Annotated in this window: 22 protein-coding genes, 1 pseudogene and 1 riboswitch; of the genes and pseudogenes, 17 read left to right on the forward strand and 6 right to left on the reverse strand. The window is 35.4% G+C overall.

The window, feature by feature from the left end:
- Nucleotides 1–75 precede the first annotated feature (75 nt).
- From lpdA to AN959_RS14845, 4 genes are read left to right on the forward strand one after another with little or no spacing between them, the layout of a single operon-like run.
- Nucleotides 76–1,506 (forward strand): dihydrolipoyl dehydrogenase, encoded by a 1,431-nt coding sequence (lpdA, locus tag AN959_RS14830; RefSeq protein WP_056831762.1) that lies wholly within the window; start codon nucleotides 76–78, stop codon nucleotides 1,504–1,506.
- A gap of 14 nt (nucleotides 1,507–1,520) precedes the next feature.
- Nucleotides 1,521–2,531: a thiamine pyrophosphate-dependent dehydrogenase E1 component subunit alpha gene (locus AN959_RS14835; RefSeq protein WP_053588930.1), complete on the forward strand. Its 1,011-nt coding sequence runs from the start codon at nucleotides 1,521–1,523 to the stop codon at nucleotides 2,529–2,531.
- Nucleotides 2,531–3,514, forward strand: a complete 984-nt coding sequence (locus AN959_RS14840) for an alpha-ketoacid dehydrogenase subunit beta (protein WP_053588931.1) — start codon at nucleotides 2,531–2,533, stop codon at nucleotides 3,512–3,514. The genes AN959_RS14835 and AN959_RS14840 overlap by 1 nt, the downstream gene beginning before the upstream one ends.
- Before the next feature lie 18 nt (nucleotides 3,515–3,532).
- Nucleotides 3,533–4,831 (forward strand): dihydrolipoamide acetyltransferase family protein, encoded by a 1,299-nt coding sequence (locus tag AN959_RS14845; protein WP_056831764.1) that lies wholly within the window; start codon nucleotides 3,533–3,535, stop codon nucleotides 4,829–4,831.
- Between the two features lie 233 nt (nucleotides 4,832–5,064).
- On the opposite strand, the gene AN959_RS14850 is transcribed toward AN959_RS14845, so the two are convergent.
- The 3 genes from AN959_RS14850 to AN959_RS14860 form a co-directional block, all read right to left on the reverse strand.
- Nucleotides 5,065–5,262: a hypothetical protein gene (locus AN959_RS14850; protein ID WP_056831765.1), complete on the reverse strand. Its 198-nt coding sequence runs from the start codon at nucleotides 5,260–5,262 to the stop codon at nucleotides 5,065–5,067.
- A gap of 318 nt (nucleotides 5,263–5,580) precedes the next feature.
- Nucleotides 5,581–6,246 carry a TrkA family potassium uptake protein gene (locus AN959_RS14855; protein WP_056831767.1) on the reverse strand — a complete coding sequence of 222 codons (666 nt, stop codon included), beginning with the start codon at nucleotides 6,244–6,246 and terminating at the stop codon, nucleotides 5,581–5,583.
- Nucleotides 6,247–6,352: 106 nt separating this feature from the next.
- Nucleotides 6,353–7,696, reverse strand: a complete 1,344-nt coding sequence (locus tag AN959_RS14860) for a TrkH family potassium uptake protein (protein ID WP_172794378.1) — start codon at nucleotides 7,694–7,696, stop codon at nucleotides 6,353–6,355.
- A gap of 131 nt (nucleotides 7,697–7,827) precedes the next feature.
- A riboswitch (cyclic di-AMP (ydaO/yuaA leader) is annotated at nucleotides 7,828–7,972 on the reverse strand.
- 219 nt (nucleotides 7,973–8,191) lie between these two features.
- On the opposite strand from AN959_RS14860, the gene AN959_RS14865 reads away from it, so the two are divergent.
- The 4 genes from AN959_RS14865 (at nucleotide 8,192) to AN959_RS14880 (ending at nucleotide 11,692) form a co-directional block, all read left to right on the forward strand.
- Nucleotides 8,192–8,674 carry a GyrI-like domain-containing protein gene (locus tag AN959_RS14865; RefSeq protein WP_056831771.1) on the forward strand — a complete coding sequence of 161 codons (483 nt, stop codon included), beginning with the start codon at nucleotides 8,192–8,194 and terminating at the stop codon, nucleotides 8,672–8,674.
- Between the two features lie 117 nt (nucleotides 8,675–8,791).
- The gene (locus tag AN959_RS14870) at nucleotides 8,792–10,258 is read left to right on the forward strand and encodes an amidase family protein (RefSeq protein ID WP_056831773.1); all 1,467 of its coding nucleotides are present in this window, start codon (nucleotides 8,792–8,794) and stop codon (nucleotides 10,256–10,258) included.
- A 210-nt stretch (nucleotides 10,259–10,468) separates the two neighbouring features.
- A complete protein-coding gene (locus AN959_RS14875; protein ID WP_056831775.1) occupies nucleotides 10,469–10,924 on the forward strand; it encodes a GNAT family N-acetyltransferase in 456 nt (151 codons plus the stop codon).
- Nucleotides 10,925–11,041: 117 nt separating this feature from the next.
- Nucleotides 11,042–11,692, forward strand: a complete 651-nt coding sequence (locus tag AN959_RS14880) for an HAD hydrolase-like protein (protein WP_056831777.1) — start codon at nucleotides 11,042–11,044, stop codon at nucleotides 11,690–11,692.
- Nucleotides 11,693–11,765: 73 nt separating this feature from the next.
- Here AN959_RS14880 and AN959_RS14885 read toward each other — a convergent pair whose 3' ends face one another.
- Complete coding sequence (locus AN959_RS14885; protein WP_056831779.1) at nucleotides 11,766–13,409, reverse strand: ABC transporter substrate-binding protein; 1,644 nt, start codon at nucleotides 13,407–13,409, stop codon at nucleotides 11,766–11,768.
- Between the two features lie 97 nt (nucleotides 13,410–13,506).
- On the opposite strand from AN959_RS14885, the gene AN959_RS14890 reads away from it, so the two are divergent.
- Nucleotides 13,507–14,724 (forward strand): MFS transporter, encoded by a 1,218-nt coding sequence (locus tag AN959_RS14890; protein WP_056831781.1) that lies wholly within the window; start codon nucleotides 13,507–13,509, stop codon nucleotides 14,722–14,724.
- A 166-nt stretch (nucleotides 14,725–14,890) separates the two neighbouring features.
- Here the strand turns inward: AN959_RS14890 and AN959_RS14895 are convergent.
- A pseudogene (locus AN959_RS14895) lies at nucleotides 14,891–15,152 on the reverse strand (transposase); the annotation flags it as partial.
- A 350-nt stretch (nucleotides 15,153–15,502) separates the two neighbouring features.
- Here AN959_RS14895 and AN959_RS14900 point away from each other — a divergent pair.
- The 7 genes from AN959_RS14900 to AN959_RS14930 all read left to right on the forward strand — a co-directional run bounded on the left by AN959_RS14900 (nucleotide 15,503) and on the right by AN959_RS14930 (nucleotide 24,573).
- Nucleotides 15,503–16,867 (forward strand): spore germination protein, encoded by a 1,365-nt coding sequence (locus AN959_RS14900; protein ID WP_253278919.1) that lies wholly within the window; start codon nucleotides 15,503–15,505, stop codon nucleotides 16,865–16,867.
- Complete coding sequence (locus AN959_RS14905) at nucleotides 16,864–17,958, forward strand: GerAB/ArcD/ProY family transporter (protein WP_056831785.1); 1,095 nt, start codon at nucleotides 16,864–16,866, stop codon at nucleotides 17,956–17,958. Before AN959_RS14900 ends, AN959_RS14905 begins: the two co-directional genes overlap by 4 nt.
- The gene (locus AN959_RS14910; protein WP_056831786.1) at nucleotides 17,958–19,061 is read left to right on the forward strand and encodes a Ger(x)C family spore germination protein; all 1,104 of its coding nucleotides are present in this window, start codon (nucleotides 17,958–17,960) and stop codon (nucleotides 19,059–19,061) included. Before AN959_RS14905 ends, AN959_RS14910 begins: the two co-directional genes overlap by 1 nt.
- Before the next feature lie 133 nt (nucleotides 19,062–19,194).
- Entirely contained in the window at nucleotides 19,195–20,850 is a 1,656-nt protein-coding gene (locus AN959_RS14915; RefSeq protein WP_056831788.1) for a methylmalonyl-CoA mutase family protein, read from the forward strand.
- Entirely contained in the window at nucleotides 20,837–22,996 is a 2,160-nt protein-coding gene (gene scpA / locus AN959_RS14920) for a methylmalonyl-CoA mutase (RefSeq protein WP_056831790.1), read from the forward strand. Before AN959_RS14915 ends, scpA begins: the two co-directional genes overlap by 14 nt.
- Complete coding sequence (gene meaB / locus AN959_RS14925) at nucleotides 22,996–24,090, forward strand: methylmalonyl Co-A mutase-associated GTPase MeaB (protein WP_056831793.1); 1,095 nt, start codon at nucleotides 22,996–22,998, stop codon at nucleotides 24,088–24,090. Before scpA ends, meaB begins: the two co-directional genes overlap by 1 nt.
- 39 nt (nucleotides 24,091–24,129) lie before the next feature.
- Nucleotides 24,130–24,573 (forward strand): BrxA/BrxB family bacilliredoxin, encoded by a 444-nt coding sequence (locus tag AN959_RS14930; RefSeq protein WP_053588953.1) that lies wholly within the window; start codon nucleotides 24,130–24,132, stop codon nucleotides 24,571–24,573.
- A gap of 55 nt (nucleotides 24,574–24,628) precedes the next feature.
- On the opposite strand, the gene prli42 is transcribed toward AN959_RS14930, so the two are convergent.
- A complete protein-coding gene (prli42, locus tag AN959_RS21085) occupies nucleotides 24,629–24,724 on the reverse strand; it encodes a stressosome-associated protein Prli42 (RefSeq protein WP_156316738.1) in 96 nt (31 codons plus the stop codon).
- 314 nt (nucleotides 24,725–25,038) lie between these two features.
- Between prli42 and mce the strand changes: the two genes are divergently transcribed.
- Nucleotides 25,039–25,449: a methylmalonyl-CoA epimerase gene (gene mce / locus AN959_RS14935; protein WP_053588954.1), complete on the forward strand. Its 411-nt coding sequence runs from the start codon at nucleotides 25,039–25,041 to the stop codon at nucleotides 25,447–25,449.
- Nucleotides 25,450–25,452: the final 3 nt, after the last annotated feature.

Here is a 25,452-nt window from a genome sequence, read left to right on the forward strand (position 1 = left end):
CATCCAATAACAGAATGGCCGTTTTTCTTAACAGTGAAGCGGCCTTCAAGATGGATTAATAAGGGGATGTAAAAGTTGGCAAAAGAATATGATGTAGTCATTATTGGTGGCGGTACAGGTGGTTATGTAGCCGCTATTCGTTCAGCTCAATTAGGTTTGAAAACAGCAATTGTAGAAAAAGGAAATTTAGGTGGTACTTGCTTGCACAAAGGATGTATACCAAGTAAAGCTTTACTCCGAAGTGCTGAAGTATACGCTACAACGAAAAATCATGCTGCAGAATTTGGTGTAAATACCTCAGAAGTTACGCTTGATTTTAATCGAGTTCAATCTAGAAAAGAATCGATTGTTAGCCAATTACATCAAGGTGTGCGAGGCTTGATGAAAAAAGGGAAAATTGATGTCTATGAGGGTACAGGAAGAATGCTAGGGCCATCTATTTTCTCACCTTCTCCAGGCGGAACTATCTCAGTGGAGATGAATAGCGGCGATGAAAATGAGATGCTTATCCCTAAAAATGTAGTAATCGCTACTGGCTCTAGACCGCGTACATTACAAGGATTAACAATTGATGGGGAATATGTTATGAGCTCTGATGAAGCATTAGCTATGACAGAATTGCCGAAGTCAATTTTAATAGTTGGTGGAGGAGTAATTGGAATCGAGTGGGCTTCTATGTTAAATGATTTTGGTGTAGAAGTGACGGTTATCGAATATGCCGATCGTATTATTCCTACAGAAGATAAAGATATTTCAAAAGAAATGCAAAAACTTCTATCTAAAAAAGGGGTAACCTTTGCCACAAGTGCTAAGGTTCTTCCAGAGACACTTCAAACAGCGGATAATCAGGTGACTATTTCTGCTGAGCTAAATGGAGAAACTAAAACTTTTACTGCTGAAAAAATGCTCGTCTCAGTCGGACGTCAAGCAAATGTTGAGGGCATCGGAATTGAGAATACGGATATAATTGTTGAAAATGGATTTATTCAAGTATCTGAAACTTTTCAAACGAAAGAATCTCATATTTATGCGATTGGTGATGTAATTGGTGGGCTTCAGCTGGCTCATGTTGCAAGTCATGAAGGTATTAATGCAATTGAACATATTGCCGGTAACCACACATTACCTATCGACTATAAATTAGTTTCGCGTTGTATCTATTCTAGTCCAGAGGCTTCAAGTGTTGGTATTACAGAACAACAAGCAAAGGAACAAGGCTTTGATGTTAAAATAGGAAAATTCTCATTTAAAGCAATTGGAAAAGCACTAGTTTATGGGGAATCAGATGGTTTCGTTAAAATTGTTGCGGATAAAGAAACAAATGATATTTTAGGAGTTCATATGATTGGTCCACACGTGACGGATATGATATCTGAAGCTGGTCTTGCTATGGTTCTTGATGCAACACCATGGGAAATAGCACATACTATTCATCCACACCCAACGCTTAGCGAAGTAATTGGTGAAGCGGCATTAGCTGTTGACGGAAAAGCTATTCATATGTAAAAGGAGGAGTTCTGATGACAACAAATCGTCATGAAGAATTAGGTTTAACAAATGAAGATGTGCTAAAAATGTTTGAAACGATGTTAATGGCTCGTCGTATTGATGAACGTATGTGGTTATTAAACCGAGCAGGGAAAATTCCATTCGTTATTTCTTGCCAAGGTCAAGAAGCTGCACAAGTAGGCGCTGCGTATGCGCTTGATAATACAAAAGACTATATCGCACCATATTATCGTGATATGGGTGTAGTATTACACTTTGGTATGACACCTAGAGATTTAATGTTATCTGCTTTTGCTAAAGCAGAGGATCCAAACTCTGGTGGTCGTCAGATGCCAGGGCATTTTGGTCAAAAGAAAAATAGAATTTTAACTGGCTCATCACCGGTTACTACTCAATTACCACATGCGGTAGGCGTCGCATTAGCTGCTAAAATTGAGAAAAAAGATTTTATTACATTCGTAACTCTTGGAGAAGGCTCTTCGAACCAAGGAGACTTTCACGAAGGCTTGAACTTTGCAGGAGTACACCAATTACCTTGTATAACTATGGTTGAGAACAACAAATATGCAATTTCTGTCCCATTTGAACGCCAAGTGGCAAGTAAAAATGTAGCAGACCGTGCAATTAGTTATGGAATGCCTGGTGTTACAGTAGATGGTAAAGATCCTATTGAAGTGTATAAAGTAGTAAAAGAAGCAGCGGATCGTGCTCGTAATGGTGGAGGACCTAGCTTAATTGAAGCGGTAACATACCGTTTGACAGCCCATTCTTCAGATGATGATGATCGCCAATATCGTACAGCAGAAGATATAGCAGAAGGTAAAGCCCTAGACCCACTTATTACATTTGCTAAATATTTAAGAGATCTTGATATTTTATCCACGGATTTAGAAAAAGAAATAAACGACCGTGTGATGAAAGAAGTAAATGAAGCTACTGACTATGCAGAAAATGCGCCTTATGCTGCTCCCGAAGATGCATTGAAGCATGTATATGCTGAAAAAGATGGGGGGAATGCATAATGGCAGTTATGTCTTATATCGATGCAATCACACTTGCAATGAAAGAAGAAATGACTCGTGATGAGCGCGTCTTCATCTTAGGTGAAGACGTAGGTCGTAAAGGTGGCGTATTTAAAGCGACAAATGGCCTATATGATGAGTTTGGGGAATACCGTGTCCTCGATACACCACTTGCTGAATCTGCGATTGCTGGAGTAGGAATTGGAGCAGCTATGTATGGTTTACGTCCGATTGCAGAAATGCAATTTGCTGACTTTATCATGCCAGCAGTAAACCAAATTATTTCCGAAGCATCCCGTATTCGTTACCGTTCTAATAATGATTGGACCTGTCCAATTGTTATTCGTGCTCCTTTTGGTGGCGGTATTCATGGTGCACTCTATCATTCCCAATCAGTAGAGGCAGTTTTTGCAAACCAACCTGGTTTAAAAATTGTAATTCCTTCTACTCCATATGATGCAAAGGGATTACTAAAAGCAGCTATTCGTGATGAGGACCCAGTTATGTTCTTTGAGCATAAGCGTGCATATCGTCTAATTAAAGGTGAAGTGCCAGAAGACGATTATACAATTGAAATTGGTAAAGCAGATGTAAAACGTGAAGGGGAAGATATTACGGTTATTACGTATGGTCTAGCTGTTCACTTTGCACTCCAAGCAGCTGAACGATTAGAAAAAGACGGAATTTCTGCCCATATACTAGATTTACGTACGATTTATCCTTTAGATAAAGAAGCGATTATAGAAGCCGCATCTAAAACAGGAAAAGTATTACTTGTTACAGAAGATAACAAAGAAGGTAGTATCATCAGTGAGGTTGCTGCAATCATTGCAGAAAACTGCTTATTTGATTTAGATGCTCCGATTATGCGTCTTGCTGGTCCTGATGTTCCTGCTATGCCATATGCACCAACGATGGAAAAATTCTTCATGATCAATCCAGACAAAGTCGAAAAAGCAATGCGCGAGCTAGCGGAATATTAACAGGAAGGAGTAATTCATATGGCTCTAGAACAAATTAAAATGCCCCAGCTTGGTGAGAGTGTGACCGAGGGAACGATTGAAAAGTGGTTAGTAAAGCCAGGGGATCACGTAAACAAATACGATGCACTTGCAGAAGTAAATACAGACAAAGTAACAGCTGAAGTACCTTCTTCCTTTACAGGTGTTATTAAAGAGCTTATCGCCAACGAGGGAGATACACTTGCTGTTGGAGAAGTAGTCTGTACAATTGAAACAGAAGGTGGCTCTTCAGAAGAAGTAAATGAAGCAGCTCCTGAACAGCCTACTGCTGAAACAGTTAAACCGGCTGAATTACAAAAGCTTGATACTCCTGCACCAGTTCAACGTGAAAAAGGTGCAAAAGCACGCTATTCACCTGCTGTTTTAAAACTATCACAAGAACATGGTATTGATCTCTCACTAGTAAATGGTACTGGTAATGAAGGTCGTATAACTCGTAAAGATTTACTGAAAATTATTGAGAGTGGAGATATCCCAGTTGCAACTCCTGAAATCTCTAAAGAAGAAAAGGTACATGAAACAGTGCAAACTACTTCAGCCCCAAAATCAGCTCCAGCTAATATTCCTGTAGCAGTTGGTGATATAGAGATTCCTGTGACAGGCGTTCGTAAAGCTATCGCTGCAAATATGCTTCGTAGTAAACACGAAGCCCCACATGCTTGGACAATGATTGAAGTGGATGTGACAAGTTTAGTTAACTACCGTGACTCCATTAAAAATGAGTTCAAGCAAAAAGAAGGCTTTAACGTTACCTATTTTGCGTTCTTCGTAAAAGCAGTTGCACAAGCGCTAAAAGAATTCCCTATGATGAATTCAATGTGGGCAGGAGATAAAATCGTACAGAAAAAAGATATCAACATATCAATTGCCGTAGCAACTGAAGATGCTCTTTTCGTTCCTGTTATTAAAAATGCAGATGAAAAAACGATTAAAGGTATAGCTCGTGAAGTAAACGAGCTTGCTTCAAAAGTTCGTTCTGGCAAATTAAAATCAGAGGAAATGCAAGGTGGTACATTCACTGTAAACAACACAGGGTCATTTGGTTCTGTTCAGTCGATGGGAATCATCAACTACCCGCAAGCAGCCATTCTTCAAGTAGAATCTATCGTGAAGCGTCCAGTAATAATGGATGGCGGTATGATTGCAGCGCGTGATATGGTAAACCTTTGCCTTTCTTTAGATCATCGTGTACTTGACGGTCTAGTTTGTGGTCGCTTCCTAGCTAGAGTAAAAGAAATTTTAGAAAATATTTCTAAAGAAAATACATCTGTTTATTAACAAAAGAGGCTCAAAATCGGTAAGATACGATTTTGAGTCATTTTTACATAATGGATGGAAAAAATTATAAAACATAAAATTTGATCGTCCAAAAAACTAATTGCAAAGTTAAATTTAATGCAAATTAGTTCATTCTAAATGGTATATTGAAAATAAAAAGAAAGAAAAAAATCCCCGTTTGCTACTCCTTTGTTAGTGTAACAGACCGGGGAGATGATTCTGCTGAATATATATTATGATCCAGAGTCTTCCGTATCAGAATCATCATTTTTTTTGTTCTCATCAGGAACACCACTGTCATTTTGGCCATCATCTTCTAATAAAGGATCGTTTACTTCAATTTCTTCTACATCTTTGTCATCCTCTCCACATGCTCCGAGTAAGAAAATAGAAGACAGTGCTAATGGTAATGCAATCGTTCTTTTTTTCATTGCTTATCCCACCTTTTATTAGGTTCTTTCTATTTATCTACCTCATTTATAATTTTATAAACTTATATTGAGTGTAATTTAAGAATAAATAGATTAATAANATTTTTAAAGTATAAAATAATAAAAAACTAATAGTCCCTCAGTAATGAAGAATATAGTTTAGTTGATAGCATTCAGCTTTTGACAGAACAGCACTTTCTTCTTCAACTAAAGAATGTTTTAGTTGAAGAAGAAAGTACATAAAAATTTAAGGGAGCTGCTGAATTTTTTCTTAAGAACAAAGCTCATCATCTCATTAAATATTTCGATTACTATAGTTTACAACATCTTTTCTTCAAAGCGTTTTAAGTCATTATTATTACCCATTGCCACTAGTACATCGTTTTCTCGAATAATATCAGTAGGTAATGGAGAAACGTTAATTTGTTCATTTCTAATAATTGCTAGAATTGTAATGCCGAATTTTGCCCGTACATCTAAATCAAGCAATGATCGATTATGTATTAGATTTGTAGCTCGAAGTTCTACTACACTATATTCATTGGACAAGTTAATATAATCTAACAATCGATCCGAGGACATAGATTGAGCAGTTCGAATCCCCATTTCCACTTCAGGATGTATAACACGATCTGCTCCAATTTTCTCTAAAACCTTTTGATGGTACGTATTTTGGGCTTTGACCCATACGGTATGGACCCCAAATTCCTTTAAATTGAGCGTCGTGAGTACACTATCTTGAATATTCTCTCCGATTGCTACTACAACATGGTCAAAATTCCGTATCCCGATCGACTTAAGAAAAGCCTCGTCTGTGGAGTTTCCATGAATTGCATGGGTTGAATACTGTATAAAGTTTTCAACTCTGTCTAGGTCACGATCTATTGCCAACACTTCATGACCAAGCGTATATAACTCTCTACACACACTTCCTCCAAATCTTCCCAACCCAATAACAGCAAATAGTTTCTCTTGTTTTGGCATTTTGTTACCTCCTCTTTTCATATCTAAAAAAATGTTATTCTATTTATTGGCAATCACAAAGTTAATTAGGAACTAAAATGATATATATAGTAACCGAAAAGATGATTTATCCAGTAAATACTTGGTCATATGGATAGCGATAATGAACCTTTTTGGGTTTCATCAGCAAGAAAAATAAAGTTAATGGACCAATTCTTCCTACGAACATAACCATACATAAAAGGACTTCACCTATGTCGCTTAGTTGAGCTGTTATCCCCATTGACAATCCAACAGTGCCGAAAGCTGACACCACTTCAAACGCAAGTGGAAGGAAGGGAATATTTTCGGTAATGGTTAACAAAAAGATAAATGAAAGGACGATGAATAACCCAATTGTGGCAATCGCTAAAGATCGTATTACTATATCGAGACGAATAGATCGTCCAAATAATTCTGGTTCTTCACGTTGACGCAAGAATGCCAGTGTAGCAAGAATAATAACGATAAAAGTTGTTAGCTTTATCCCCGAAGCTGTTGATGCACTTCCAGCACCAATAAACATTAAGACCATCGTCAAAAGAATTGTAGGATCTTCCATATCACCATAATTTAACGTATTAAACCCTGCAGTACGAGGGGATACGCCTTGAAAGTAGGAAACCATCACTTTCTCATATAAAGGCATATTGCCGAGAGTTGCTGGATTATCATATTCGAGTATGAAAACTATGCAGACAGCTACAACATTAATGATAATTGTGCCGATAATCATCATTTTCGTATGAAGCGACCATTCCTTGAATGATTTTTTCTGATGAATATCATATAAAACGGTGAAACCGATTCCACCAATTATAAAAAGAGCTGTTATCACAATATTCACAATAGGATCGTTTGCAAATCCGATTAAGTTATCTGGAAATAAGGAAAAACCAGCATTATTAAAGGCAGAAATAACATGGAAAATACTTATATACAACGCATCCTTAAAGCCAAAAGTAGGAATCCAGTGTATGGCCAAAATGATAATTGCAAAAAGTTGAACCGATAAAACAAATGATAAAATCAGCTTAACTAATTTGATAATGCCACCTATTGACTCTTGATTAAATGATTCTTGCATATATATACGATTTTGTAGCCCTATTTTCTTTTTAAGAAGAATAAGTATAGCTACTGCAAATGTCATCAAGCCGATACCACCACATTGTATTAAAATCATTAATACAATTTCCCCAAACAGAGTGAGCGTAGTACCAGGGTCAAAAACACTGAGCCCAGTAACTGTAGTTGCTGACGTTGCTACAAATAACGCATCCGTCCATGATATATACGTCGTTGTAGCAAAGGGGAGCTTTAAACAGAGTGTCCCAATCATTATTAAAAATAAGAAACTTCCAGCAATAATAACAGGAGGTGAAACTACAATTCTTTTCTTTTTAATTCCACGCATGCGAACACTCCCCATAATGTAAATTTAGAAACAAAACTCGAAAATCTTTTCATTACATAACATCACAAAATGAAAAATAAGTACAAAAAAAGTCCACAAGGCATAGGTAATAGCCTAGTGGACATTATTTCATTCTCACTAGCTCCAATTCCTCTCTCAGAACGCTTACGAGGTTAGCTGTCGGATTTGGGCCAATAGAGTAGCCCTACCTACATTCATAGGATTCACCCCACGCGGCATAAATGCCACAAATGGTTCCCCCGTTTCTAATGAATTAAGCGATTTAGAAATATGAAACTGCAAGTAATAATACTCCTATAAATTTAACTTGTAAATAGAATTTTTAAGCGTGTAAATTGTTCTCGATATATACCCTTTTCTAAGCTCTGATTACGATGGTATTTCCGCGAAGAAATAGCGCTAAAAATTTTAGTTTTACTTCATGAACAGGAATATTTCTAGTGTTTGTAGAAGTTTATAAAGAGTGTTAATAGATAAGGGGGAAAATTTATGACAAAACAATTCTTACAGAATCCATCTATTGAATGCCTTGATGAAATTAAGTTAGTTGGCTTTCGTATATTATGTGATGGTACTCAATATGTAAACGAAATACCCAAAGTTGCTAACCAGCTAAATGAACGATTAAGTGAGATTAAAAATGTTCTAAATCCATTTGTACAATTTGGAGCATTTGTTGTTGATAGTCATTCCGAAAATCAAGATGGCTACTGGGTATGCATGCAAGTTAAAGAGTATGAGGAGATTCCAGAAGGGATGGTTACTTTAACTGTTCCACCTCAAAAATATATTGTGTGGAGACATAAGGGACCAAACCTTAAAATCAGAGATGCTTACGAACGTTTACATTCTTGGATGGAAGCAAACGGGTATGAAAGACAAATGGATAAATGGCATTTAGAGAGGTTTCATAGTTGGAATGATACAGAAAATGTGGATGTAGAGCTATTGGACACGGTTAAAAATGAGTAAACCTGTTGAACTCACATATTCGTATTTTATGAAGCTTTTTAGTTGTGGCAGTTTTTAAAGATTGCAAAGCATAAAAAAATATAGGGTAAAAATATAGAGAAATTTAAGGGGATCTAAATGAAGATCAAGTTCAAACATTTTTTTAAAGAAGAATTAACGATACATGAATTACAGGATGCATTAGAAGATGGGGAAATAACCTCAAAAGAGTTAGTAATGTATTACCTTGATAGAATAGCGAAGTTTGACCAAGAAGGTCCGATGATAAATTCTGTCCTTGAAATAAATCCAGATGCTATTTTTATAGCCGAAGCACTTGATCATGAAAGAAAGACAAAAGGAGCTAGAGGGCTTTTACATGGAATTCCTGTATTGCTTAAAGACAATATTGAAACAAATGATTTCATGCATACAAGTGCCGGAACACTCGCTTTAGAAAATCATCTTAGTAAGCATGACGCATTTCTTGTTGAAAAACTACGATTATCAGGTGCAATTATTTTAGGTAAATCAAATATGACTGAATTGGCTAATGGAATGTCCTCTACTATGTGGGCAGGTTATAGTTCTAGAGGTGGACAAGTATTAAATCCATATGGGAGTAATCTATTTGTCGGTGGTTCTAGCTCGGGTTCTGCTGTGGCGGTTGCTTCCAATTTTACGGTAGTATCTGTTGGTACTGAGACAGATGCTTCTATACTCAGTCCTGCCATTCAAAATTCAGTAGTTGGAATTAAACCTACAGTTGGATTAATTAGTCGAACAGGCATCGTACCATTTACATATTCACAAGACACTGCAGGACCTTTTGCAAGAACAGTTACGGATGCAGCAATTTTATTGGGTGCCATGACAGGAGTCGATAAATTGGATGCAGCTACTCTTAAAAGTGAAGATATTTCAAAGCATGATTATACTGTATTCCTAGATTCTAAAGGATTAAAAGGAGCTAGAATCGGAGTATTTAACAATGCATCTGAAGATTTTTATACATCAGGGGAATACGATGAAAAACTGTTTTTAAAAGTTATTCAGACATTAAACGAAGAAAGAGCAGAAATTGTTGAAAATATCGAAATTCCTTCTTTTAAAAGGGATTGGAGTTGGGGAGTTCCTATATATGAACTGAAGCATAGTTTAGGAAATTATTTATCACAGCTTCCACACTACATACCAGTCCATTCAGATACCGAATTAATTCAATTCAATAAACAAAATGAGCAGAAAACATTAAAGTATGGGCAAAATAAGTTGGAATTTAGAGAAAGCCTTCCAAACACATTAAGAAACCCTGAATATTTAAATGCAAAATTAGAAGATTTGTATTTTTCACAGGAGATGGGAATCGACTATACTTTAAAAAAATATAACCTTGACGCAATTCTTTTTCCATCTTATATAGGATCTACAATAAGTGCTAAAGCTGGCTATCCATCTATAGCAGTTCCTGCTGGCTACATAGATAGTGGAAGACCATTTGGTGTAACTTTTGCAGGTACCGCATTTAGTGAAGGCGTATTAATAAAGCTTGCTTATGCTTTTGAACAAGCAACAAAACAACGAGTTTGTCCTGAATTTACATAATATAACTGTTAGGGAGAAATTAATTTTGGAATAGTAGGGTATAATTTATTTTGACTAAAAATTCAATTATTCTTATATTTTGTTGATAGGTATTATTGCTAGGGGGGGGGTCATTATGGTAAACAAAAGACTCTATATTGTAAATGACATTAAGGGGATTACGCTTTTTTAAAATACACGCGTTTCCCCAAAACAAAAAGGGGAAGTTTTATGAGAACAAATAATGTAAGATTGGTAGAATTAAATGAAGATAACTGGTATGAATGTTGTCAATTAGAGATTTCAGAAGAACAAAGCAATTATATTGAACCAAATGCTATATCTATAGCTCAGTCTAAGTTCGAACCTACATTAGTGCTATATGGTATTTACTTAGAAGAAAAAGTTGTTGGTTTTTTAATGTATAACTCTGTTCCAGAAGAACTTGAGGGACATTGGGTATATAGAATAATGGTGGATAAGCAATTCCAGGGTCAAGGTATTGGTAAAGCTGCAACTAAGCTAATGATTAATGAGATGGCTAAATTACCAAATGTAAAGAAAATCGTAGTTGGTTATCATCCAGAAAATTTGGGGGCACATAATTTGTATGCCAGTTTGGGATTTATTGATCATGGTGATAGATTTGGAAAAGAAAGGGCAGTTATTAAACATATAATTGAGTAATATATACATGGATGAGTGAAGAAAAAGGATCATTTATTGGTCCTTTTTTTATGAAAAATATTTTTTCTAAGAACTTAATCTTTTGCTAATCGTCTTATATTAAAAAGGTGGGTGTGTATGGAACAATCAATTATATTTGATATGGATGGTACATTATTTCGAACTAATTTAATTTTAGAGCCTGCATTAGAAAAAACGTTTAATATGCTAAGAAAGGAAAATTTATGGACTGGAGAAACACCTATTAATAAGTATCGTGAAATTATGGGTGTGCCGTTACCAGAGGTTTGGAAAACATTATGTCCAAACCACTCTATTGAGATAAGAGAAAAAAGCAATGAGTTCTTCCAAGAAAAGTTAATTGAATTAATTAAAAAAGGAAAGGGTTCATTATATCCTTATTCGGAAATGGTACTGGAATTGTTAAGTAAGAACTATAATCTCTACATAGCTAGCAATGGACAAGAAGATTACTTACAAGCAATTGTTCATACATATACATTAGACAAGTATATTAAAAAGATATACAGTATTCAGTCAATACCTTCAGGACATAAATCTGATTTAGTAAAGAAGGTACTACAGGAAAATAATATTAGTACTGGATCAGTTGTTGGTGACCGTTTATCGGATATTAACGCAGCCAAGGACAACGGGTTAGTTTCTATAGGAGTGAATTTTGATTTTGCTCAATCGATTGAATTAGAAAAAGCAGATATAGTCATTGATGATTTAAGGGAGCTTATAAAATTCGAGTTAAGAATTTAAATGTGTCAGACACTTTAAAAAGTAACTTCCCCAAGAATATTGTATATAGCACCGAAAATTCGGTGCTATAAATTTAATTACAAGTAGGTCTAACCCAAAGCTTTGAAAAGTCTACGTACCCAAAATGTTTTATATTAATATTCATTAAATCTGCGGAGAAAGGAATTTGACGTTTCGCATAATAAAGTGGAACAAAAATAGATTCGTCAATCAATGCTTTCTCTACCTTTAAATTTAATGATGTCCAATCTTCAAATGGAGTGTTTACGTATTCCTCTAAATAGTCCATCCATTTATTATTTTCTTTTAAAACGGTTGCTAATGGAGAAAAACCATTTCTTAAGAAATAAAAGAATGAAAAGTTTTGATTCATTTCAAAAACTTCACCATGAATAAAGAGATCTACTTCTTCGTTCTTCATATTATTTGCTATCGTATCTTTAAAAGAGACCCATTTTATATGAACTGGAACTCCTTCTCTTTCAAATATACCTTTCAACCAATTAGTAGTATTTTCCGTGTAATTTACTAACTTTATTATAAGTGGTTCTGAAAATGATGGGCGTTCCACTTCTGACAACATGTATTTCTTACTATGACCAATAAGGCAGCCATGAGGATTAGGTAAAATTCTCTGATCCACTTTACCAATTGTATGTCTATACTTTGCGATTATAAAATGTAAGTAATCACGTACTTCTTTTCTTTGAATAGCAGAGTTACGATTTACATTCATGACAACCAACCCAAAGCCAGAATCACTTTCCACTTGAAATGTAGGCTGATTTTCTGTTGAAGAACGATACACTATCTCAAATCCGACTGGTAATTGGACAAACTCAATTATGTCTAATAAAGGTCTTTCTCCGTAAAACTCTTTAAACGCGACTAATTTTGTTTTGTAATCATTGTTCTCCTCGAGATAAAAGCAACCAGTCCCTATTAAGTTTCCTTTGATTTCTTTATAAATACTAGCATTCATTGTACCGAGCATTTGTAAACAATAGGTACAACCTCTCGGAAAATGTATATCTACTACTAATGGTGCAGCTACAACAATTTTTTTTACTGGCTCCCATATATCTTTATAGCAATCATGATTTCGTATCCTTTCCAAACAGTCTGTAACATCTTCTGCAATTAATATGGAACCATCATGGAATTTAATATCTTTTTTTAAATATATTCGAAGCTTAGTTTCTCCTATGTCCCAGCTATGAGCTAGTTCCGGGTATACAATTCCTTCTTCATCCACAAAAACTAATCGGTTATAAATCGTTGCGACAATATTTGCGCTATGTACATCAGCAGCTTCAAGAGGATGCTTTGTTAAAAATGGAAATTTTCTTGGAACGACAAGTTTGTCATTTGTATTTTGAACATAACCGAATTTTGAACGAAATTTATTCATTAACCGCAGTTTACTTTCCAATGACCATTCGAATAACAAATATTTGCTACTTATATCAACTGCTTCCTCATCAATGATCTTCATAGCACGTTCTTCAAAAATACTTTCCACATCTTTTAGCCATTGTAGGTTTGATACCTTGCCACGTCCACGTCCAGAAGTATAAGTGAGCCAGCCTTCTTTAGACCATTTCTGTATATTACGTGTGGTTTGTTTTGTGCTTAATTGGAGGACATCTGCTAATTCTTCTTGTTTTATTGGTCCTGAAGACACTGAATGCCAAAGCTTTAATAAATTCTTATCCATTCTATCCTCCTATTAAAGTGGACATAGATTAATTATTTGTCCGTTTTTATTTTACTTAGTCTAGTTTAATATACTAAAGACAGAGGAGGGGAACAACATGAATTGGAAAAACTATCCACAAAATATTAAGGTTCGTCTCATTACTTCATTTTTTAATCGCGCGGTATCCTCCGCAGTAATGCCTTTTATGGCACTATTTTTTGCACAAGAAATGAATAAGGTATGGGCAGGACTCTTTCTAGTTTTTACTGTAATCATTAGTTTTTTTGTGAATCTTATAGGGGGCTATATTTCGGATCGTTTCCAACGAAAAAGAGTATTAGTACTAACTTCATCTATTAGTGCATTCCTTTTTTTGTTGATGACAATTAGTTTGTATCCTAGAGACAACATCATTTCCATTTTTGCCTTTGCTTACACATTATACATAGTGACAAGTAGCCTTGGACGTCCAGCGATGCACGCTATAATTATCGATTCGACCACTCCTGAAAACAGAAAAGAGGTGTATGCACTCGATTACTGGCTCGTAAATTTATCAATGGCTATAGGTGCTGCATTAGGCGGTTTGTTATATTTGCATCATCAAATAGAATTATTTGTATTGCTAACGATTACTTCCACGATATTACCAATTGCTTATCAAATTTGGTTAATTGATGAACATACCATTAGAAGAGAAAAGCAGCATCAAAATGTGTTTTTGGATTTAATTCAAAACTACAAAGTTGCTTTTCAAGACAGACCCTTTGTGAAAGTAGTTATAGGATCCATGTTCATTTTTGCAGCGGAGTTTTCGTTAAACAGTTATATAGGTGTTCGATTAGCAGAGACGTTTGAATCTGTACATATAGGAAACTTTGAGATTGCTGGTGTTCGAATGTTAAGCATACTTAATATTGAGAATATGCTTCTTGTCGTATGTTTTACGTTTCTGATCAATAAACTAACGGATAAATTTAGTAATAAAAACGTTTTATTGATTGGCTTGATCATATATGGTATCGGTTATGTAACAGTTACTTCAGCTAATACTTTTTATGTGCTAATCTTGTTTAATTTGATAGCAACTATGGGAGAATTAATCTATTCTCCAGTTAGAAACGCTGAGCAAGCGAATATGATTCCATCAGACAAAAGAGGTTCTTATTCTGCGTTCACGAACTTTTCTTTTAGTGGTGCAGATCTGATTGCCCGTTCCACAATAATCATAGGGGCGTTTTTAATACCTACCATGATGTCTGTATATATTGGTATTTTAATTATGTTTGGAACTCTGTTAGTATACGCAGGATTATTTATGAGAAAAACTTAAATTAGATTTGTTGAGAACTATAAATTACTAACCCGTTTTAATCGAAGTGAGTTCAGACTGTATAAAAAGTACCCCGAGAGTTCTTTCGGGGTACTTTGTCAATTTTAAAGGTTTAAGTTCAAATTTCCCCTGAATTTTATGTGTGAGTCATCTCTACGAGACGTTTTCAACTCGCATTAGGCAGCTTCCATGTCCAAGTGGTGAGCTTTTTCAAATTCATCGCACAAAAGTAGTGATTATCGCTTGCATAGACAATTTTTTAAGGGACCGAAAGGTTGTCCAACGCATACCATGCTTTTCTTTCACATCAGCAAAGACGCGTTCAATTGTTTCTTTGCGTTTAGCATATATCTCTTTTACTTCCACATAATACGTAGATGTTCCGCTTCCTCCACATACCCTTCCTAAATGTGTCGTTGAATCAGCTTCGTTTTTCAAGTTGTTCACGTTCATTAATTTGGTTTTTAGTCAGAATGATATTCAACACCTCAACGTCTTAGAAGATTTAGAAACTCAACACTTTTTAAATTAGTCAACACTTGTCGATTGGAGTGGAAGGCGCGAAGACTCCTACGGGAACAGCACGAGCCGAAGCACCCGGACTTAGCGTAGTGAGGGAGAAGGCTGAGGCCGTGCCCGTGGAAAGCGTAGGGCCTGAAACGGAAATCGACGATTTCTTACTATTTATTGCTTTAATAAATTTAATAACTTGGATAGGATTTTGTTCTTTCGGATATCCTATACGTATTACAGATTCTCATTAATTGAGGTGTATAAATTGAATACAAATGAGAAAACGAATCCTCCAGAGTTAATGAAGCAGTTATCAGATAAGTTTAGTCCTTCCATTGATATTATGTTAATTCCTTTGCAAATGGAAGGAAATATAGTATACATTTTCTATTTAAAAACAGTAGTCAATGGCGTTAAATTACATGAAATGATCATTAAACCTTTTTTTGAGATTAAATCATGTACAAATTATAATTCGTATATTAAATCTCTACCTGACTTAATTGAAATGAAATCAGGGGAAGAACTAATGATTGAAATAACGAAAGGACATGTTTTAGTTGCAATTGAAGATAATTTTTATCTTTTAGATATTAAATTTGTTAATTCGAATGTTGTACAACAAACATTAATGGAGCCAACGGTTTATGGTCCACAATTAGCTCTAAGTGAAGATATAGAAACGAATCTGAACATTATCAGACATCGTTATCACGAGCCTTCCTTAAAGTTTGAATTACATCAATTAAAGGATAAATCTCATCAACCGGTAGCAATTATTTATGATGAAAAGACAGTAAATCAATCGGTCCTACAAAATATCCAAAAAAGATTAAAAGGCATAGATGTATCTCTTATTCAATCCGCAGGAGATTTACAGCTACACTTAAATGGTTCAAAGATTTCCCTTTTTCCAACACTCATTTTAACGGAGCGGCCTGATCGGATATCCTATAATCTTGCTGCGGGTAAAGTTGTTCTTATGGTAAATGGGAGTCCTCATGCTTTAATAGCACCAGTGGTATTTTTCGATTTTATGCTTTCCATGGAAGATAATTATCATACTTTTTGGATAACTACGTTTACTTCTATTCTCCGATATATTGGTTTGATTGCTTGCCTAATTTTGCCTGCCATGTATGTAGCAGTGACGTCTTATACTCCTGACATTTTGAGGACCGAATTAGCACTGACAGTTGCAGGGAGTAGAATTGGGATACCTTATCCGTCTTTTATTGAGGTATTATTAATGCTTATATTTATGGAGTTTCTTGTTGAGGCAAGTATACGGTTGCCTAAAGCTATTAGTGCAACTGCTACAACGGTTGGTGGATTAATCTTAGGTACTGCTGCTACAGAAGCTGCATTAACCTCTAACATAATGATTATTATTGTGTCTGCTGTTGCTATTACGAGCTTTGTAATTCCAATAAGTGAAATGAGTTTTTCTATTAGAATCTGCAGATATATGTTGCTTATTTTTACAACGTTTTTTGGAACTATAGGGTTAATGTTAGGCTCTCTTGGGATATTAATGTTCTTGACAAACAAAAAAAGTTTTGGAGAACCTTACTTAAAAATGAATTGGAAGAGTGAGAAGAAGGAAAAAGAGGTGAAAACAACAGGATGAGCCGCTATCTCTATTACTTAATTATTGTCACAATGGTTACGAATATCATAGCCTCTGTACCTAAAATTTTAATGAGTGAGAGTAAAAATGGAGTAATAATCTCCATGATTATTGCGGTCATCGCTGGAGTTATCCTAACAACTGTAGTAATTAACTTGTTTAGCTATTTTCCTAGTATGACTTTACCTGAAATATTAAAGCAAAGCACTTCCAAATGGGTTTATTATCCAGTATTATTTTATTTTGCTGTTTCTTGGTATTTAGCAGGTCTCATAACACTTATTACTTATGTGTTTTTGTTCAATACGTTTTTGTCATATGAAACTTCAATCACAATTACCACTCTTGCATTCATATTGATTGCCTCTTTTGGTGTGTTAATGAAAGAAAAAAGCGTTCTTTATACAACTGAGCTCGTATTGGTCTTATTTTTACCTGTCATTTTCATTTTGTTATTAAAAGCGTATGCAGATCCTCAGTTAGAATGGGATTTTGTAAAGGTAGCTATCATGTACATCAATAAAGAACCAAGTTATACTGCTTTTTCAGCATCTACATATGTTTTTATAGGGGCTGTGAATATAATAATTTTTAACAAGTTTATGAATATCACCCAAAGAATTGGCATAAAACAAGTAATATTTTTAGGCTTGGTAGGTATTTTTAGTTTATTTACAACGTATTTCATTCCAATTGGTTTTAATGGCTTCGAACAAATCGAAAATCTTAACTTTCCTTGGGTATCTACTAGTGATTCTATACGTTTGAGATATGGAATAATTGAACGAGTGATTTTCGTGTTTGTTATTGTATTTTTAGGCGTTGCATTTATCAGCCTATTGATACACTGGCATGTTTCTCTTAAATTGTTTGAGAGTATATTTCATTTTAAAAAGTTAGAATGGAAAAGCAAGAACCTTACATCCTATTTATTTGTTTTTTTGTTTGGTGTGATGGGAATCATTTCCACGCGGCAAATAAATGAATATCAATTATTTAAATACTCCAGTTATTTTTATAATACTTTACCAATCTTTTATGTCATTTTAATCAGTATTTTGCTTTTTGCTAAACGGAGGTCAAATTCTTAATGGTACATATAAAATTTCTAGCAATAATATTTGTCGTTACAATCTTTCTTTCAGGCTGCGGCTTTAAAGATATTGATAATCGAATATTTGTAACTGGGATTGGAATTGACCCTTCCGAGAAAGAAAATGGTAAATATAGAATCACACTAAAATTAGCTATTCCTGTTTCTCAAATTAAACAAGAAAAAGAAGCAAGCTATCAATATTTAGTTCACGAAGGTGAAAATCTAGAAGAAGCGATTCGAATATTAGAAACACATACTGATAAAGTTTTAGATTTTGGCCACGCAAAAATAATATTAATAAATGAGTCACTTTTAGAAGAGGAATTAAAGGATTTTATGGACTATTTAGTTAGGAGAGGTGATATACAATTCATCGCTTGGATCGCGGCAGCTAAACCTACTGCAGAAGAAATTCTTCGAACAGAGCCAAAAGGGGAATCTCCGGTAGCATCTCCACTTATTAAATTTTTCGGTAATACTGGCACTGAAAGTCCATACATTGTCTCCACTTATCTCTATGAATTTAGAAGGGATTTTTTTGGAAAAGGTGTTGATTCAATTTTGCCAGTAGTAGAATCAAACGAAACAGGTACTCAACTAATAGTAAATAAATCAGTGATAGTAAAGGAAAAAACAAAGCCATTAGAATTGTCATCGAGCTTTACAAGAGATTTCAATTCACTTTCAAACAGTATACCTGGTTATAGTTTTAAAATAACTACTGACGGTTTAAATTTAGTATTAAATATGGGTACCACTAAGATGAAATATAAAATAATGAAGGAAAATGGACAACCTACTTCTATTAAGATTAATGTTAAAATGTCCGGTGTAATAAGCCAGTCAAATAAAAATTTATCCTTAAAAAATTTGGAAAACTATAATAAATTGGCTTCGAAAGAAATAAAAAAGGAACTAGAGAAATTATTTACTACTCTTCAAAAAGAAAAGCTAGATCCTTTTGGATTTGGACTGAGGTATAGAACCATGCAGCTAAACCATAAAGATACATTTAAAAAGTGGGAAGAGGCTTATCCCACATTACCTTTTGATGTTACTGTTGATGTCGCATTAAAAAGTACAGGAACAATCGAGTGATTTACTTCAGCTCTTCTATAGAGAAGAGCTGTTTTGTGATCACTAAGGAAGTTCTTCTTTATAATGCCCTGGCAGTCAGTTAAAATATATATAGCAATGTTTAGATTGCAAAGGGGGAAGCGTAAGCGATTATATGACAATTCAAAAAATGAAAGAAACTACATTTAATCCTGCTACAATTACGGATTGGGAACAAGCAGCAATTAAAACATTAAAAAATAAACCATTTGAATCTTTATCAACTAAAACGTTGGAAGATATCATTTTGAAACCGCTTTATACTTTAGCTGATTTAACTAATATTCCTTCAAATCAAACTTCTATTATAAGAGATTCTAAGAGTTCCTCTGACTGGCGGATTGCACAAGCAGTTACAGGTAATACGAGTAAGGAGATACTAGAGGACCTGAAAGAGTCGATCTCAAAGGGTAATGAAATAATTTTTTTTACAGTAGATACTCAACATAGTTGGGAAGGTTCAGAACTAGAGGAACTAAAGCTCTTGTTTAAGGAACATACTGTTTTACTCGATGTTACGAGCAATCCATCTTTTTTACATAACTTTACTGATTTAAATGGAATGATTAAAGGTGCAGATGGAAAAGAAAAAGATTTTCCAAATGCTCGAACTTATTTTTTGGATGCCTCTACTGTTCACAAACAAGGTGGAGATGCTATAAGTGAGCTTGCGAGTGTTCTAGTACAAGCAGATACATTTGTAGCCTCAATCGACATAGATAAACTTAGCGAAAAAGCTTTTGTCCAATTTTCTGTGGATACAAATTTCTTTATGGAAATTGCAAAACTTCGTGCATTTCGTATTCTTTGGAAAGCCTTTGGAGAAGCACATGGAATTTTAGATATCGATCCAATTCCTATTCATTCCGAAACTTCTCTACGTTCATTTTCGGCATTAGATTCTAATGTGAATATTCTTCGGGTAGGAAATAGTGCACTTTCTGCAGTTCTTGGAGGTTCAGACAGTATTACTACTTATCCACATGATTATTTGACTGGTGCAAAATCAACGTCAAAACGTATTGCACGTAATATGCAATTAGTTCTAAAAGAAGAGACTCACATTAATCGAGTATTAGATGCTTCAGGAGGCTCTTACTATATAGAAAAGCTTACGCATGAACTAGTAGAAAAAAGTTGGGCATACTTTCTAGAGCTAATGTCTGAAAATACATTAAATGAAAGAAATCAAAAGTTAAAAGAAAGAGCGGAGGCTAAATGGGATCAGCAAATAGAAAACTTATCTACTCGCAAAAAATCTCTCATTGGAACAAACGTGTATGCTAATCCAGATGATTCATTGAAATATCCAATTAAACCTACGGATTATTTACGCCTAGCAGAGCCTTTCGAATTATTGAGAAAAGCTTTCCTTCAAAACAGTTTGAAAACAGCAATTATCCCATACGGAATCCTCAAGGAATACAAAGCTCGAATGGATTTTGTAAGTGGATTTTTAATAGCAATTGGTATTTCACCTTTGATAGCACCGGAAAACTTAAAACCATTCGATTTGCAACAGTGGATTGATGAACAGAACATAGATTATGTTGTATTTGTAGGAAACGATGAGCAAACTACTGGTATAGTTCCAGCATTATTAAACGAGAAGTTATCTGTTCCTATCGATGTTGCAGGAAAATTTGAAGAATATGAAGATTGGTTAGAAGTAGGACTCTTCGGAAGAATTTATGCTGGACAATCACTACTGGAAAAAGGTAATGAATTGTTAGCACTTGCTAAACAGGAGGTTTCACATGAAAATGCCTAAATACTCAGATGTGAACATTGTAAAAGTTCTAGAAAGAACAACGAAGCAATTTAAAAATGAATCAATATCCTTTTTGACGAACGAAGGTATTGAATTAAAACAAACTTATAATGAATCAGATATAGAAAATTTAGTGCACATTAAAGATCTTCCGGGGATAGCTCCGAATACACGTGGACCTTATCCAACGATGTATGTAGCGAAACCATGGACAGTACGCCAATATGCAGGGTTTTCTACAGCAGAAGAAAGTAACGCTTTTTATAGACGTAACTTGGCAATGGGGCAAAAAGGATTATCAGTTGCATTTGATTTGGCTACGCATCGCGGTTATGATTCTGACCATGAACGAGTAACAGGTGACGTTGGGAAAGCTGGGGTTGCTATAGATTCAGTAGAAGATATGAAGATATTGTTTGACGGAATTCCGCTTGATCAGATGTCTGTTTCTATGACAATGAATGGTGCAGTACTGCCAATATTAGCTTTTTATATCGTAACAGCAGAGGAGCAAGGGGTAACACCAGAACAACTTGCAGGCACAATTCAAAATGACATTTTAAAAGAATATATGGTTCGTAACACATACATTTATACACCTGAAATGTCGATGAAAATAATTGCAGATATCTTTTCTTACACTGCTAAAAACATGCCAAAGTTCAATTCCATTTCTATTTCTGGTTATCATATGCAAGAGGCGGGAGCTACTGCGGATATTGAACTTGCCTATACTTTAGCTGATGGTTTGGAGTATGTAAGAACGGGCCTGAATGCAGGAATAGACATTGATGCTTTCGCACCTAGACTCTCATTCTTTTGGGCTATTGGGATGAATTATTTTATGGAAGTGGCTAAAATGCGAGCAGCACGTAGAATTTGGGCACAAATGATGTCGAGTTTTGATCCGAAAAACCCGAAATCTTTAGCATTACGTACACATTCTCAGACTTCTGGATGGAGTTTAACTGAACAAGATCCATTTAATAATGTAACAAGAACATTAGTAGAAGCAAATGCTGCAGCAATGGGACATACACAGTCCCTACACACGAATGCATTAGATGAAGCGATTGCACTTCCGACTGATTTCTCAGCACGAATAGCGCGTAATACTCAGCTATTCTTACAAGAAGAAACGAATATGACCAAAGTTATAGATCCTTGGGGAGGTTCTTACTATGTAGAAACATTGACAAATGAACTGATGGAAAAAGCTTGGGCACTAATTGAAGAAATAGAAGAGCTTGGTGGAATGGCAAAAGCTATTGAAACTGGCCTCCCTAAAATGAAAATAGAAGAAGCAGCAGCAAAAAAGCAAGCACAAATAGATTCTTCCAAAGAAATAATTATTGGCGTAAACAAATATAGATTAGAACAAGAAGATGCAATCGACATATTAAACATTGATAATACAGTCGTACGCCAAAAGCAAATGGAACGACTTGCTCAGTTAAAAGAAAAACGTGACGAAAATGCTGTAAAAGAGGCACTTTTGGCATTAACCGAAGCTGCTCGAACTGGAAACGATAACTTGCTAGCTGCCGCGGTAATTGCTGCTAGATATCGTGCAACAATTGGAGAAATTTCAGATGCCATAGAAGTTGTAGCAGGAAGACATAAGGCGGTGATCCGTTCCGTGAGTGGTGTTTATAGTGCAAACTTTAATGATGCCGAGGAAATTGAAGCTGTTAAACAAATGGCTGAAGATTTCCGAGAAAATGAAGGAAGACGACCTCGAATTTTAATCGCAAAAATGGGTCAAGATGGACATGACCGAGGTGCAAAAGTTATAGCTACTGCATTTGCAGATTTAGGATTTGATGTAGATATTAGTCCTTTATTTCAAACTCCAGCTGAAACTGCGCAACAAGCAGTTGAAAATGATGTCCATGTAGTTGGCGTTAGCTCATTGGCAGCTGGCCATATGACGTTAGTTCCTGCTTTGAAAGAGGAACTTGCTAAGCTTGGTCGGGAAGATATATTGATCGTAGTAGGAGGCGTAATACCTGCACAGGACTATGCATTCTTACGTGAAAACGGAGCTTCAGCTATTTTTGGACCAGGTACTGTAATTCCAGTTGCTGCTCAAAAAGTAATTGAAGAAATCTATAAAAGATTGGGTTATGAGGAAGTGGAGGGCTAATGGCTGAAACGGATAAGACAAACCAATCGGCAATGCATGTGATGGGTGGTATAAAGTCACAGCACGATGGAATGGGAAAAGCTTCTGTAAAAAAATTTTCAAAGAAGAAACCATTTGTCGTAGATCAAGCAGAATATGTTCAAGAAGTTCTAAATGGCTCCAGATTACATTTAGCAAAAACGATTACTCTCATAGAAAGCACTGTGGCTGACCAACAAACAATAGGGCAACAGCTTTTGAAAGAACTACTCCCCTATACGGGAAATACGATTCGTATAGGTATTACAGGTGTGCCTGGTGCAGGGAAAAGTACATTTATCGAAGCTTTTGGAAAAATGCTGTGTGACCAAGGATATAAAGTCGCCGTGCTAGCTATTGATCCAAGTTCCTCTTTGACAGGAGGTAGTATACTGGGAGATAAAACTAGAATGGAAGAGCTTGCAAAACATCCAAATGCCTTTATTCGTCCTTCTCCATCTGCTGGTACATTGGGAGGGGTTCATAAGAAATCTAGAGAAACGATGTTAATATGCGAGGCTGCAGGATACGATGTAATTTTAGTAGAAACAGTAGGTGTTGGTCAAAGCGAGACAATCGTTCGAGGGATGGTAGATTTCTTTTTACTACTTGCATTAACCGGTGCTGGTGATGAGTTGCAAGGGATGAAAAAAGGAATAATGGAGCTGGCTGATGCCATTGTAGTAAATAAGGCAGATGGGTCAAATGAAAAACTAGCTAAAAAGACTGTTGCGGAATATAAACAAATCCTGCATTTTTTAGCACCAGCTACACCTAACTGGACGACACCAGCTTTAGCAGTATCTTCGTTGTACAAAACAGGCTTAGAAACAGTATGGGAAACCATCCAAACGTTTAAGAAAGAAATGCTTTCGAATAATGTTTGGCAAAATCGTAGAAAAGAACAAACAGTCGCTTGGTTTAAAACAATGATTGTGGATCGATTATATGATGAATTTTTTTCTTCTACCGATAAAAAACAAAATATGGCTAAATTAGAAGGTTTAGTAAGGGATGGGCAAGTAACAGTTTCGCAAGCAGTTGAAGAGTTATTTTCCTCGAATTCTAAGCAATAATCTGCTAATATAAAATTAATTGAAAAGGAGTGTTTTGATATGAATATGATGGATTTTAATTTATTAATGAATGATATGGTTCAGCAGGCTCGTGGAGAAATGGAAGCTAGTGGATATGAGCAACTAACTTCTCCAGAAGAAGTTGATTCTGCTTTTGCGCGCCCAGGAACAACTCTAGTTATGGTGAATTCGGTTTGTGGATGTGCTGGAGGTATCGCTCGTCCTGCAGCAGCAAACGCAATTCATTACGATAAAAGACCGGATCATTTAGTAACAGTTTTTGCAGGACAAGATAAATTAGCAACTCAACAAGCCCGCAATCTATTTGGTGAAGATCATTTACCATCTTCTCCATCGTTTGTTTTATTAAAAGATGGTCAGGCAGTAGCTGAAGTAGGTCGCCATGAAATAGAAGGACATGATCCAATGTCAGTTATCACTCATATTCAAGCATTGTTTGAAGAGCACTGCGAAGAAATTTAATAATGTCATCGAAAAGAGCGGAGCAATTGATTGCCTCCGCTCTTTTTTATGAACATTATAAGATAAAGCTTAATCCAAAAAGTAGTGATGAAGCGACCATTGCAAAGATCATTAAATAGATTACGATTTTACGAAATGTTTGATTACGCATGAACTTCTCTCCTTTTACAATTACTTATATTTTAACAAATTCGAAAAAAATCACAAGAGGTAGCGTTTAATTTACCGATGAGAAGGCAAAACTTTTCTATTTAGTAAATGTCCAGTCTTCAGCACATTGCCCCTCGAGGTAAAATCTTTATAGGCAATGGTGGTTGTTAAGCTGCCTCCTTACCATTCACCATTTGTTCCTGTGCAAAGCTCGTAGCAGAAGAACGTTGCTTATCGGGGCAACATATGCGCTTGCGCTTTTCTTATTGAAATATGTACAATAGATTATATAGTCAAAATATGGGGTGTGAGACAATGGAAAAAGTAGATCATATTGGTATTGCTGTTAAGAGTATAGAAGCAACTCTACCATATTATACAGAAACACTGGGGTTAAAACTATTACATATTGAAGAAGTTCCTACTGAAAAGGTTCGTGTTGCTTTCATTGATAGTGGTAATGTAAATCTAGAATTACTTCAACCATTAGATGAAACAAGCACAATTCATTCCTTTATTGAGAAAAAAGGAGAAGGAATACATCACATTGCTTTCGGTGTATCCAATATTCAAGAACGTTTAAATGAGCTAAAAGAAAAAGGGGTAAGGCTCATTCAAGAAACACCTAAAGCCGGTGCTCATGGGGCACAAGTAGCTTTTATACATCCGAAAGCTTCAAGTGGCGTTTTATATGAATTATGTGATAAAACAGGGGGAGCGAAATAAAGA

It is taken from the genome of Psychrobacillus sp. FJAT-21963 (assembly GCF_001420585.1).
Taxonomy (GTDB): Bacteria; Bacillota; Bacilli; order Bacillales_A; family Planococcaceae; genus Psychrobacillus.

Coding starts and splice junctions, on each gene's coding strand:
- AN959_RS14835 (WP_053588930.1), top strand. CDS start 1,521: ATGACAACAAATCGTCATGAAGAATTAGGTTTAACAAATGAAGATGTG.
- AN959_RS14840 (WP_053588931.1), top strand. CDS start 2,531: ATGGCAGTTATGTCTTATATCGATGCAATCACACTTGCAATGAAAGAA.
- AN959_RS14845 (WP_056831764.1), top strand. CDS start 3,533: ATGGCTCTAGAACAAATTAAAATGCCCCAGCTTGGTGAGAGTGTGACC.
- AN959_RS14850 (WP_056831765.1), bottom strand. CDS start 5,262: ATGAAAAAAAGAACGATTGCATTACCATTAGCACTGTCTTCTATTTTC.
- AN959_RS14855 (WP_056831767.1), bottom strand. CDS start 6,246: ATGCCAAAACAAGAGAAACTATTTGCTGTTATTGGGTTGGGAAGATTT.
- AN959_RS14860 (WP_172794378.1), bottom strand. CDS start 7,696: ATGGGGAGTGTTCGCATGCGTGGAATTAAAAAGAAAAGAATTGTAGTT.
- AN959_RS14865 (WP_056831771.1), top strand. CDS start 8,192: ATGACAAAACAATTCTTACAGAATCCATCTATTGAATGCCTTGATGAA.
- AN959_RS14870 (WP_056831773.1), top strand. CDS start 8,792: ATGAAGATCAAGTTCAAACATTTTTTTAAAGAAGAATTAACGATACAT.
- AN959_RS14875 (WP_056831775.1), top strand. CDS start 10,469: ATGAGAACAAATAATGTAAGATTGGTAGAATTAAATGAAGATAACTGG.
- AN959_RS14880 (WP_056831777.1), top strand. CDS start 11,042: ATGGAACAATCAATTATATTTGATATGGATGGTACATTATTTCGAACT.
- AN959_RS14885 (WP_056831779.1), bottom strand. CDS start 13,409: ATGGATAAGAATTTATTAAAGCTTTGGCATTCAGTGTCTTCAGGACCA.
- AN959_RS14890 (WP_056831781.1), top strand. CDS start 13,507: ATGAATTGGAAAAACTATCCACAAAATATTAAGGTTCGTCTCATTACT.
- AN959_RS14905 (WP_056831785.1), top strand. CDS start 16,864: ATGAGCCGCTATCTCTATTACTTAATTATTGTCACAATGGTTACGAAT.
- AN959_RS14910 (WP_056831786.1), top strand. CDS start 17,958: ATGGTACATATAAAATTTCTAGCAATAATATTTGTCGTTACAATCTTT.
- AN959_RS14915 (WP_056831788.1), top strand. CDS start 19,195: ATGACAATTCAAAAAATGAAAGAAACTACATTTAATCCTGCTACAATT.
- scpA (WP_056831790.1), top strand. CDS start 20,837: ATGAAAATGCCTAAATACTCAGATGTGAACATTGTAAAAGTTCTAGAA.
- meaB (WP_056831793.1), top strand. CDS start 22,996: ATGGCTGAAACGGATAAGACAAACCAATCGGCAATGCATGTGATGGGT.
- AN959_RS14930 (WP_053588953.1), top strand. CDS start 24,130: ATGAATATGATGGATTTTAATTTATTAATGAATGATATGGTTCAGCAG.
- prli42 (WP_156316738.1), bottom strand. CDS start 24,724: ATGCGTAATCAAACATTTCGTAAAATCGTAATCTATTTAATGATCTTT.
- mce (WP_053588954.1), top strand. CDS start 25,039: ATGGAAAAAGTAGATCATATTGGTATTGCTGTTAAGAGTATAGAAGCA.